Raw genomic sequence first — 12,289 nt, 5'->3', positions numbered from 1 at the left:
CTTGCTCAAACGTATACTTCGGTTCCCAATCAAATTCATTCTTCATTTTCTCTGCATCAATCGCATAACGGCGGTCGTGTCCTAAACGGTCTGTCACATATTCAATATCCTTTTCCGTTTTTCCTAAGAGAGTAATAATTTGTTCCACAACATCTATATTTGTTTTTTCATTATTTCCACCTATATTATATACTTCTCCTATACGTCCCTTATGCAAAACAACGTCAATCGCACGACAATGATCCGTTACATGTAGCCAATCTCTTACATTTAATCCATCGCCATATAACGGTAATTTTTTTCCTTCGAGCGCATTCGTAACCATTAACGGAATTAATTTTTCAGGATATTGATACGGCCCGTAGTTATTGGAACAACGCGTTACGATAACTGGTAATTGATATGTTTTATAATAAGATAAAGCTATCATATCGGCGCTCGCTTTGCTTGAAGAATATGGACTATTTGGAGCTAACGGGGTTTCCTCGGTAAATCGCCCTGTTTTTCCTAAAGAGCCATACACCTCATCCGTTGATACTTGCACGAGTTTAATATGCGGATATTTTTTTACTAATTCTAATAAGGTGACTGTCCCAATTATATTTGTATCATAAAAAGGGATCGGATTTTCAATACTACGGTCCACATGTGATTCAGCTGCGAAATTGACAATTACTTGCACATCACGTTCCTGAATAACATGCTCCAGCAGCTCTCCATTTTGAATTTCACCTTTTACAAAATAGTAATTCGGATGATCTTGAATAGACTTTACATTATTTAAGTTTCCACTATATGTTAATGCATCGAAATTAATAATTTTATATGTTTCATAGCTTTGTAACATATAACGCACAAAATTACTTCCAATAAATCCGGCCCCACCTGTTACTAATATATTCATACACAACTCTCCTACTCAAAAACTATCTTCACATTCCTGAAGCGATGGTAATATTCGATCTTTATCAGACAAAATAGGGCTTGTTACCGGCCATGGAATTGCTAAGTCTTTATCATTCCAAAGTACCCCTGAGTCATGATTAGCACTATAATACTCATCTACTTTATACATAACAATCGTATGCGGGACAAGTGTACAAAAACCGTGCGCAAATCCTTTTGGCACTAATAATTGCCGATGATTATCCGCGCTTAAAATATATCCTCTCCATTGTTTAAACGTTGGGGAATCTTTTCGCAAATCGACGATAACGTCATAGATTGCCCCTTGCATAACTTGAATAAGTTTCGTTTGTGCCTTCGGATTTTTTTGAAAGTGTAATCCCCGAATCGTTCCCGCTTCCGCTGAATATGAAACATTATCCTGTACAAATGAATACATAATCCCTAATGTTTCTAGCACCTTCTTATTATAACTTTCAGTAAAAAATCCACGCCCATCTCCAAATAACCTCGGTTCTAACAATTTTGCGTCGGTAAAGTTTGTTTCTATAACTTTCATCTTCTCACCTATTCTCCGTTAAACTGTTTACCAAAGTTTATATCCCGTGCTAACGTATTCGCCCTTTGAAGAGAAGCATGAGTTCCTGCATCAGTCCACCAACCGCTCATTTCATTATAAGTAAGTACCCCTCGTTTTAAATACCAATTATTAATATCTGTAATTTCAAGTTCTCCCCTTGCGGAAGGTTTTAATTCTTTTATATAAGAAAAGACTTTCGGATCATACAAATAAATTCCTGTGACTGCATAGGAACTTTTCGGCTCTTTCGGCTTTTCTTCAATTTCAATTATTTTGTCGTTTTGAATATGCGCTACGCCAAATCTCTCCGGATCATCTACAGATTGCAGCAGTACTTTCGCACCCTCTTTTTGATTTGCAAACTCTTCAACATACGAACGAATATCATCAGAAAAGATATTATCTCCTAATATAACTACCATGCGATCATTCCCAACGAAATCTTCACAAAGCCCTAATGCTTGTGCAATTCCGCCAGCCTTATCTTGCACACGATACGTAAAGGACACGCCAAACTCTTGACCGCTTCCTAAAAAGCTAACAACATCTCCCATATGCTCTTTACCTGTAATAATCATAATATCTGTAATCTCGCATTGTTTTAGCTTATATACCGCATGATAAATCATTGGATAACGTCCAACAGGAAGCAAATGTTTATTCGTTACTTTCGTTATGGGATATAATCTCGACCCAGTTCCACCTGCTAAAATAATTCCTTTCACCCTGCATCTCTCCCTTATGATGGAGATAATATATCTTTGTAATGTTCTACAAACACTTTCCGATCCTTCTCATATGTATCCGCATCAAACTCATCTCCGTTGTAGTGAATACACCATAAATTTGCTTGATTAGGGATACCAATTAAATAACCAGCCCTTTGAAATTCTAAAGACTGCGACACATCATAAAAGTGGAACCCTTGAAACAAATCTTCTCGCCACGGAATATCATATTGCGTGGCCATGAATAAGCCATCAATTGCCTGCACCGACATAAAAGATTGTCTTCCATAAAATTCCTGATCCAAATTTAATAATTGATAATTCCGTCTTCTATACTCAATCACTTTCCCTACTAAATTTTTCCCTTCCCACCATATCCCGTTACTCGGTAAAAATTGTGCTCCAGCTACTCCAATTAAGCCGAGCTTTTCATTATCTTTAAAAAGGGAAATAAGTGTATAAAACATCTCTCGATTAATAAGATAAGTGTCCTGATGTATATAAACCTTATACTTCGCTGGATATGAAAGTGCTCGGTTATATGCACTCGCCATACTCTTCGCATCTCGTATCGGAAAAATTTGTACGACATAATCAGGGGGAACAAAAAGATTTCTTATTTGTCTCTCGCATTGTTCAAATAGCTCTTCATTATTTACACAAACAACAACTAATATTGTACGATCCTTCATTTTGTAGCCCCTCTATTCGTCTTGATTTACATCTGACATATAGTTCTCCACAAATATCTTTCTATACTTGTCATAATTGGTCATATTCACATCAATGTGATAGTGAATGCACCACGCATCACGCTGTACAGGAACCCCAACTGTATAGCCAGCTTTTCTAAATTCAAATGACTGAGATACATCATAATAGTCAAATCCATCAAACAAGTCTTCTCGCCACGGAATATCATACTGCGTGGCCATCAATAAACCATCAATACATTCCACCGGCATAAATGTTTTTGAATCATGGTACGGCTGTTCTTGAGTTGCCATATAAAATAAATCGTTCATATAACCAATTACTTTCCCAACAACCCCCTTGCCTTCATTCCATATCCCGTTTGGAGGAACATATTGGGCTCCAATCATTCCAATCATTCCAAGATGTTCATGTTCGTTAAATAATTGAAGTAATCCGTATAAAAATGCCACATTCATAATGAAAACATCTTGGTGTATATATACTTTATATTTCGCTGGATGCGAAATCGCTTGATTATATCCGCTCGTCATACTTTTCGCATTCCGAATTGGCATAAATTGTACAGTATACCCTGGAGGCACCGCTAAGCTCAATATATGTCGTACGCACTGTGCATACATTTTCCGATCATTCATACATGTAACAAATAATATTGTTTTTTCAGCAGCACTCATAACTGTGATTTTTCTGCTTCAATAATATACTGAAATACGACCGTCTCAGCCATGAAGCCACTTCCAAGACGATATTTCTTACAAATTCCATATAATTCCTCAATAAGTGGTTCGTACAATTTATGATCAATATATACACGATCTACTTTACTAATCGAATAGCCTGCTTTTAAAAACATTCGGAGCATTTCATTAAATGTAAAGAAACGAATATGTGTTTTATCTAATAAGCCATATTCTGTATACGTCCAATTTCCAGCAAGTAACGGCGCTAATACTGAAATGTGAGCAACGTTTGGTATACTTGCTAAAATCACACCATTTTCTTTTATATATGGCTTTACTTTTTCTATTACGGCCCAAGGATCAAATAAATGCTCTAATACGTCACCAAATATAACGCAATCAAATTGCTCCTCCTCGTACGGCATATCCATTGTTTCTATATCGCCTAAAACGACATGATCTAGTTTTTCTTTTGCTTGTTCTGCCGCCTCTGGGAATGCCTCAATTCCAGATACACGTGTGCCATTTTCTTTTATGGCAGCTCCCAATGCACCACTCGAGCAACCGATATCAAGAACTTCTTTCCATTCCTTTTTTATATGCTTTAATACATTCGGATTCACTGCATTATAATAATGCCCAGACTTTTCTTCGTATAAAGAATTTTTTGGGGAATTCATTTTACACACTCCTTATGCAAATTGAATTTGAAATATAAATCTCATTTAAAGTCTATAAATGTAACCTGTACTAGTTACATTGCCGATACTTTACTATATAGCCAATCTATTAGAGTTAGAATCGCGATGAGCCATTTCTAAAAAAAGCTGCCTATAACGATTTATATTGTTTATCAAAAACACTCCGAAAATATTTGCGGTTATATTCGATTGCAGCATTATTTGGAACATAAGCAGCCGCTAATTCGTTGTAATAATAAGCTTTGTCTTGATCTCCTAACTTGCTATAACAAATACACATTTGTAAATAGGGAAGCCATGTGTAGCTCGCTGGACTATGAAACGGACTCTCCGTCGCCATTGGTACTTCCGTTGCAAGTTTAAACCAAAATATCGCTTCGTTATATTTTTGTTGTTCCATATATATATATCCTATTCTTGTACAATTCTCCCCTCTAGGAACATCATATCGAAACGACTTCACGCAAGATTCAATTGCCTTTTCCCATGATCCAAGCTTTGCATAGCAATCTCCTAACTTACCACATGCATAAATTTTCTCTTCATACCATCCTTCATCTTGATTAAGAAATGTTTCATATAGCATAACTGCATCATCATATTTTTGGTTATCCATAGATTCATTAGCGTAATAAAATAAATCTCTCGGACTCAATTCTTCTCCTGCAGCTACAGCATTTTGAAAAATTTTCAAATTACGATTTGTTACCTTTTTTTCTTTTTTATGTGTAATAGCAACATTACTACTAAAAGTTTCACCAGAAATAGCTAAATACTCATGAACCTTTCCAAACCATTGAAATTGTTTTTCACGCTTTACAAGTCGATTTCTTTTTGTACAATATAAAGGTTTCCCGCTAGAATCCAATGCAAGATGATAAGGCATCGAAACAGCATCAATTTTAGGATCTAATTCTCTTTTTAAAAGTTTCAATGCTTCTTGAGCATCTTCTAATAATACGTCATCTGCATCTAGCCACAATATATACTCTTGCGTTGCTTTTGAAAAAGAAAAATTTCTTGCTGCTGCAAAATCATTAATCCATGGAAAGTCATATATGTTAGAGGTATATTGAGCTACAATTTCTTTCGTTCGATCAATGGAACCTGTATCAACTATAATAATTTCATCAACAATTTTTTCGACTGCATCTAAACATCGACCGATTGTATCTTCCTCATCTCGAACAATCATACATAAACTAATTGTAATTCCTTGCTTGTTCAACATAATCACCCTCTTCCAAATCAATCATATGTTATACATACAATAAACTTTCCACTTTTTTAACTTGCACAAGCAGTTTAAGATTTCTTTTCAATAATTCAAATGTCCGTGTCATTTTCTTTCGGTTTTGCATCTACTATATAATGAACGCTTTATGGAGGTGAATTTATGTCAAATAATAATTATTCAGATGGATTGAATCCCGATGAATCTTTATCAGCTAGTGCATTTGACCCTAATCTTGTAGGACCAACATTACCACCAATACCACCGTTTACCCTTCCGACTGGGCCAACTGGACCGACTGGACCAACTGGGCCGACTGGGCCAACTGGGCCAACTGGGCCAACTGGACCGACTGGACCGACTGGACCGACTGGGCCAACTGGTACAACTGGTACAACTGGACCAACTGGTGACACTGGTGCTACTGGACCGACTGGGCCAACTGGTACAACTGGTACGACTGGACCAACTGGGCCAACTGGTACAACTGGTACGACTGGACCAACTGGGCCAACTGGTGACACTGGTGCTACTGGATCGACTGGGCCAACTGGTGACACTGGTGCTACTGGACCGACTGGGGCTACCGGACCGACTGGGCCAACTGGACCGACTGGACCATCAGGGCTAGGACTTCCAGCAGGATTGTATGCATTTAACTCCGCTGGGATTTCTTTGGATCTTGGACTTAATGCTCCAGTACCATTTAATACTGTCGGATCTCAGTTTGGTACAGCAATTTCTCAATTAGATCCTGATACTTTCGTAATTAGTGAAACTGGATTCTATAAAATTACTGTTATCGTATATACTGCAGCAGTAAGTGTATTAGGTGGCCTTACAATTCAAGTGAATGGATTACCTGTACCAGGTACTGGGGCTACTTTAATCTCAGTTGGAGCACCTATCGTTGTTCAAGCAATTACGCAAATTACGACAACTCCATCATTAGTTGAAGTAATCGTTACAGGGCTTGGGCTATCATTAGCTCTTGGTACAAATGCATCTATTATTATTGAAAAAATCGCTTAATTTTTTTACTTAGCAGTAAAACTGATATCAGTTTTACTGCTTTTTCATTGGTAAATTCAATCATTAAATCCTTCTTTTCTACATAGTCATAATGTTGTATGACATTCTTCAGGAGGCACTTATATGGAAAATAAATCGGCTGTCCAGCTTTATCTTGAGTTATTAAAGAAAACAATTTTATTTGAAATATGGTTAGAATACGAACCATACTTACCTGCTTCGTTACATATATCTAAAGAACTATCATATGAACCAGTTACGGTTCCACTTCCTTTATTTCTTAAGCAGTATGTAGAAAATCACAATTTAAAAATCGTTAATCCTAATGTTTCAAACAATGAGCGTCAAGGTGGCAAGGATTGGCCAAGAGCTGCACACAGTATGGTTGGTCGAAAACGTATGAATCAATTACAAGAAGCGATGGAAACTGTAGTCAGGGAAAATATAGAAGGCGATTTTATTGAAACTGGTGTATGGCGCGGAGGATCATGTATTTTTATGAATGGGTTTTTACAAGCAAACAACATTAAGGATCGTACTGTATGGGTTGCCGATTCGTTTGAAGGTCTGCCCGCACCTAACTTAGAACAATATCCGAAAGATTACGGTGATTATTTACACACATTCGATTACTTACGAGTTTCTTTAGAAACAGTGCAAGAAAACTTTAGAAAATATGATTTATTAAATGATCAGGTGAAGTTTTTAAAGGGGTGGTTTAAAGATACATTGCCTTCAGCACCGGTAGAAAAAATTGCAATTGCTCGCCTTGATGGTGATATGTATGAATCAACGATGGATAGCCTTGTAAATTTATACGATAAAGTTTCAACAGGTGGCTTTATTATTATTGATGATTATGGATTGATAACATGCGCAGAAGCTGTAACAGATTTCAGAAGTGAAAGAAACATAAAAACTCCTATGACTCAAATTGATGATTTCGGTATTTATTGGCGAAAAGAATAGAATACAATTTTATTCTTTTTGGGGGGTTCTATCACACTACTGATTCATAAGAAGCAATCGTGTAAAGTTCCCCTCACTATAAATGTTTAACTTATATATGCAATAAAAATCTCTTACTTTACTACAAGGACGGAGTGAAGGTATGAACGAAAATGAGAAAAAAATCACATTAATTCCCCCCCCAGAACTCGTTCAATATGTAGGTGGTGACTTTGAAGAAGTTGGAAAAGAGTTTATGCAGTATTTTATTGAAATTGGCAATTTAAAATCAAATGAAACAGTGTTAGATGTAGGCTGTGGTATCGGCCGGATGGCGGTTCCATTAATGAACTATTTAAGCGATGATGGTACTTATTATGGATTTGACTTATTTAATAAGGGAATTACATGGTGCAAAAATAACATTTCAACACGCCGTAACAATTTCCATTTTGAACATGTCGATATATATAACCAATTCTACAATCCCGATGGAAAAGAAGATGCTTCCCAATACAAGTTTCCATATGAAGATGAATCATTCGATTTTATTTTTTTAACGTCTGTATTTACCCATCTCCTTCCGAAAGAATTAGAACATTACGTACGCGAGATTGCACGAGTTCTGAAAAAAGATGGGAGATGTTTTATTACTTTCTTTTTAATTAATCCTGAATCTTCTTATTACTTAAATGCAGGACTAAGTCCGTTAGGTTTTTACCATCAAATTGACAATTGTTATGTTCTAAATAAAGATATCCCGAATTTCGCAGTTGCCTATCCTGAGGAAGATATTCGTACTCTATTAAATAAATATGGGCTAGAAATGCAGACTCCTCCTCATTATGGTTCATGGTGTGGCAGAACTGAACACACAAGTTATCAAGATATGATTCTTACACAGAAAATTTCTGAAAGGTAGTTGTATATGGAAAATATAAAAAATGTACCTCTCGTTTCCATCCTTATTCCTACCTATAATCGGCCACATTATTTTAAAATTGCTCTAGAAAGTGCATTAGCACAAACGTATTCAAATATTGAAATTATTGTAGGAGACGATAGCACAAATAATGAAACAGAAAAATTAATATACAGAGATTATTTACATAAGCATAAACATATAACGTACATTCGAAACCCCTCTACTTTAGGACAATTTCATAACGCCCTTATGCTTTTAGAACAATCAAATGGAGAGTACATAAATTTCTTAATGGACGATGATATATTTTATAAAAATAAAATTGAAAAAATGATGTTTTATTTCCAAAAAGACTTAGATCAAAATCTCGCACTTATTACATCTTATCGTACTTGGATTAATGATGATGGAGAGATAATTGAACAACACCCCTCCATGAAAAGATTATATGATGAAGATACTCTATTAAATGGGAAAGATCTTGGAAACCATATGCTTATACTAGGGCAAAATATTATTGGTGAACCTACGACTGTACTCTTTCGAAAACGCCTATTAACAGAACCTTTCGGTACTTTAAATGGTAGAAATTATAATTGTAGTGTGGATATGGCTTCTTGGATCAGTTTACTTTCCAAAGGTGATGCAATCTATATCACGGAACCTTTAAGTTCTTTCCGCCTTCATACGGGACAGCAAGTACATCACAAATACCTTGAAGGTTGCGAAGATTTTTCACATCTCGTTTTACATTCAAAAAAATATGGTTTTCTACAAGAGATTGACTATTACAAAACGAGTCTGTTAAAAGCTTGCGAATGGTATAAAAATGCTACAACATTTTATCAGCTATATCCAGAACTCATTCCAACGACCGATACACATACTCGCCTTTCTCATTGTTTGAATATAGTTACAAAAGAACTCCATGCAATATAATCCATCACAAGGGGGAATTCCTTCCTTGTGATGTATGACTTCCCGCAAATAGTGGAATAAATGTATGCATAGTCTGCTTGTATATTATTTTTATCATGACATGATCCATATACTTACTAGGCGATAGAAAGGAATACACACATTGAAAGATTCAAATTCTCAATATCAAATAGACTACGTATTGCTATTCATTTTATTTGCCATTGGGATTGTTAGTTGTTTTGCAATTGCAAGTGCACAAGCCTCTTTACCACCATTTTTACAACATGTAAATTTTGTATTAAAGCAAATCCAGTGGTACTTCATTGGATTCATAGCCATTGGTATGATTATGATTATCGATTTCGATCGTTATCAAAAAATTGCTTGGTATTTATATAGCTTTGCATTGGTACTACTTATTGGACTAGAATTTCAAGTACCAGGTGCCGTTACAATTAAAGGTGCGACTGCTTGGTACAGGCTCCCAGGCATCGGAAATTTCCAGCCTTCCGAAATTATGAAATTGTTTTTAATTATTGTCATCGGACGAATTATAGCTAATCATAATGAGAAATATTTTTACCGAACAATACACGACGATTTTCTATTACTCGGAAAAATATGCGCAACAAGTTTGCCGCCACTACTACTGATTGCAAAGGAACCTGATTTAGGAAACACGATGGTAATTTCAGCTATGCTCGCAGCAATGATATTAGTTTCTGGTATACGTTGGCGTTTTATTTTCGGGTTAGTTTCCGGTATCTTTGTAGCTGGCTTTACATTAACGTATATTTTTTTCACTCATACAAAATTCTTTAAAGCACACATTTTACAAGAATATCAATTAAATCGCTTCTACGGCTGGTTAGCGCCATACAAATATGATGCGCAAGGCTATCAATTAAGACAAGCTTTCTTAGCTACCGGATCAGGAGAAATGCAAGGAAAAGGTTGGGAAAATGGACAAGTATACTTTCCAGAACCACATACAGATTTTATTTTCACGAATGTCGCTGAGCAATTCGGATTTTTAGGCGCAAGCGTCATTATTGCGCTTTTTTTCCTACTTATTTTCCGCATGATTCATATCGCTATAGAAAGTAATGACCCTTTCGGCAGTTACATCTGCGCTGGTACAATCGGAATGTTTACTTTTCAAGTATTTCAAAATATCGGGATGACAATCGGATTACTACCTATTACAGGCATCACACTACCCCTTATGAGCTACGGAGGAAGCTCCTTACTCACATACATGATAGCGATTGGATTTGTTTTAAACGTCCGCTCAAGAACGAAAATCTTTATGTTCAACTGAAGCACAAAAGCGGTATATTTTTATCTCTATCCTTTTTTAGATATACTAATGAAAAATATGATGGAGGTTTACATATGAAATATGACATTATAGGGGATATTCATGGATGCTTCCAAGAGTTTCAAGATTTAACGAAAAAACTCGGATATAACTGGAATAGTGACTTGCCGATTCACCCTGATCAACGCAAGCTTGCTTTTGTTGGCGATATCACAGATCGCGGTCCTCACTCATTACGTATGATTGAAATTGTATGGGAACTTGTCATAAATAAAAAAGTAGCGTATTACGCTCCGGGAAATCACTGCAATAAGCTATACCGATTTTTCCTTGGACGTAATGTGACAATCGCTCATGGACTCGAAACAACTGTTGCCGAATATGAAGCACTGCCTTCTCATCAACAAAACATGATAAAAGAAAAATTCATCACACTTTACGAGCAATCCCCTTTATATCATGTACTCGATGAAAAAAGGTTAATTGTGTGTCACGCCGGCATTCGGCAAGATTACATAGGAAGACAAGATAAAAAAGTACAAACCTTTGTATTATACGGCGATATTACAGGAGAAAAACATGCTGACGGCTCTCCTGTCCGTCGCGACTGGGCGAAGGAGTATAAAGGAACAACTTGGGTTGTATATGGACATACACCCGTAAAAGAACCTCGCTTTGTAAATCATACAGTCAACATTGACACTGGTGCTGTATTTGGTGGCAAACTAACTGGACTACGTTATCCTGAAATGGAGACTGTTTCCGTTCCTTCCTCCCTGCCTTTTGTCCCTGAGAAATTCCGCCCAATTTCATAACCCATATGTAAGGATTACCGTATCATTTAGGCGTCTCTCATATAAAAACTGGGTAAAGTCATTAAAAAAAGATGCAATAAAGTGCATCTTTTTTTAATGACACGGCATATACTGTCGCAGGAGGTGACAGAATGAAGAAAAAATCTTCTAAACAAAAAAGAAAATGCCCGCCTTTTTATCTGCCCATGTACGGAATTAACAACTGGTGCAGCATTCGAGCTGCTGCTGTAGAAGAACTGGAAGAACAAGAGGCTTCCACAAAAAACAAAGATAGACCAAAATATGTCTCATTACAGAATGCTGTAATGAGCCGCATAATTGATAATAGAAAAGCAAAGATGCAGCAAAAAAATAAACCTCTCTCTACTCATACTGAACAGATTGTGCCTTCTGAGCAAGTAGAGAAGAATACAGAAGAAAACAGCCCTGTAGCAATAAATAAAAAAGTGGAAGCAGAAATTCCAGCTGCTATTATAAATCAAGTGAAAAAAATTAAAGAAGCATTAGTACCATCAGGTGATATACAAACAGAAAAAACGATTATCATTCAGACCCCTACATCTGAAAATACAAAAGTAAAAAAAGATGGACGGTATGCATATGCAGAGGGTCTTCACTCTCATGCAGAGGGTACAGCTTCACATGCAGAAGGACTTCTGACACATGCAAAAGGTTCTTTCTCTCATGCAGAAGGATCAAAAACGAAAGCAACTGGACATAGTTCCCATAGTGAAGGAAGTGAAACGACAGCAGGTGGCTCCTATTCTCATGCGGAAGGTAA

General features: G+C 36.4%; 13 protein-coding genes and 1 pseudogene. 7 read left to right on the top strand and 7 right to left on the bottom strand.

Features of this window, described 5'->3' with window-relative positions; genetic code table 11:
* From rfbB to MR083_RS24480, 7 genes are all read right to left on the bottom strand, one after another.
* Positions 1-904: dTDP-glucose 4,6-dehydratase (rfbB, locus tag MR083_RS24510; protein ID WP_242269970.1), on the bottom strand; the 904-nt coding region annotated here is incomplete at its 3' end.
* Positions 905-919: 15 nt separating this feature from the next.
* On the bottom strand, positions 920-1,465 hold the full coding sequence (gene rfbC / locus MR083_RS24505) for a dTDP-4-dehydrorhamnose 3,5-epimerase (RefSeq protein ID WP_139869773.1): 546 nt from the start codon (positions 1,463-1,465) through the stop codon (positions 920-922).
* Positions 1,466-1,473: 8 nt separating this feature from the next.
* Complete coding sequence (locus MR083_RS24500; protein WP_139869774.1) at positions 1,474-2,211, bottom strand: sugar phosphate nucleotidyltransferase; 738 nt, start codon at positions 2,209-2,211, stop codon at positions 1,474-1,476.
* 14 nt (positions 2,212-2,225) lie between these two features.
* Positions 2,226-2,906, bottom strand: coding sequence for a glycosyltransferase family protein (locus MR083_RS24495; RefSeq protein WP_139869775.1), 681 nt, complete (start codon positions 2,904-2,906; stop codon positions 2,226-2,228).
* A gap of 12 nt (positions 2,907-2,918) precedes the next feature.
* Positions 2,919-3,605 (bottom strand): glycosyltransferase family protein, encoded by a 687-nt coding sequence (locus tag MR083_RS24490; RefSeq protein WP_139869776.1) that lies wholly within the window; start codon positions 3,603-3,605, stop codon positions 2,919-2,921.
* Positions 3,602-4,291: a class I SAM-dependent methyltransferase gene (locus MR083_RS24485; protein ID WP_242269969.1), complete on the bottom strand. Its 690-nt coding sequence runs from the start codon at positions 4,289-4,291 to the stop codon at positions 3,602-3,604. Before MR083_RS24485 ends, MR083_RS24490 begins: the two co-directional genes overlap by 4 nt.
* A gap of 151 nt (positions 4,292-4,442) precedes the next feature.
* Positions 4,443-5,543 carry a glycosyltransferase gene (locus tag MR083_RS24480; RefSeq protein WP_000932900.1) on the bottom strand — a complete coding sequence of 367 codons (1,101 nt, stop codon included), beginning with the start codon at positions 5,541-5,543 and terminating at the stop codon, positions 4,443-4,445.
* A gap of 165 nt (positions 5,544-5,708) precedes the next feature.
* Here MR083_RS24480 and MR083_RS24475 point away from each other — a divergent pair, with 165 nt between their 5' ends.
* The 7 genes and pseudogenes from MR083_RS24475 to MR083_RS24445 all read left to right on the top strand — a co-directional run.
* Positions 5,709-6,578 (top strand): BclA C-terminal domain-containing protein, encoded by an 870-nt coding sequence (locus MR083_RS24475; protein ID WP_242269968.1) that lies wholly within the window; start codon positions 5,709-5,711, stop codon positions 6,576-6,578.
* 123 nt (positions 6,579-6,701) lie between these two features.
* Positions 6,702-7,547, top strand: coding sequence for a TylF/MycF family methyltransferase (locus MR083_RS24470; protein ID WP_000428859.1), 846 nt, complete (start codon positions 6,702-6,704; stop codon positions 7,545-7,547).
* Between the two features lie 142 nt (positions 7,548-7,689).
* On the top strand, positions 7,690-8,448 hold the full coding sequence (locus MR083_RS24465; protein WP_242269967.1) for a class I SAM-dependent methyltransferase: 759 nt from the start codon (positions 7,690-7,692) through the stop codon (positions 8,446-8,448).
* A 6-nt stretch (positions 8,449-8,454) separates the two neighbouring features.
* Complete coding sequence (locus MR083_RS24460) at positions 8,455-9,390, top strand: glycosyltransferase family 2 protein (RefSeq protein ID WP_242269966.1); 936 nt, start codon at positions 8,455-8,457, stop codon at positions 9,388-9,390.
* Positions 9,391-9,532: 142 nt separating this feature from the next.
* A complete protein-coding gene (locus tag MR083_RS24455; RefSeq protein ID WP_000655328.1) occupies positions 9,533-10,693 on the top strand; it encodes an FtsW/RodA/SpoVE family cell cycle protein in 1,161 nt (386 codons plus the stop codon).
* A 74-nt stretch (positions 10,694-10,767) separates the two neighbouring features.
* The gene (prpE, locus tag MR083_RS24450; RefSeq protein ID WP_242269965.1) at positions 10,768-11,508 is read left to right on the top strand and encodes a bis(5'-nucleosyl)-tetraphosphatase PrpE; all 741 of its coding nucleotides are present in this window, start codon (positions 10,768-10,770) and stop codon (positions 11,506-11,508) included.
* Positions 11,509-11,639: 131 nt separating this feature from the next.
* Positions 11,640-12,289: pseudogene (locus tag MR083_RS24445) on the top strand (peptidase G2 autoproteolytic cleavage domain-containing protein); the annotation flags it as partial.

The organism is Bacillus cereus group sp. BfR-BA-01408, from assembly GCF_022663305.1.
Taxonomy (GTDB): Bacteria; Bacillota; Bacilli; order Bacillales; family Bacillaceae_G; genus Bacillus_A; species Bacillus_A pacificus.
Note: the sequence above shows the minus strand (reverse complement) of the source record. Positions and strands in the feature narration are given on the sequence as shown.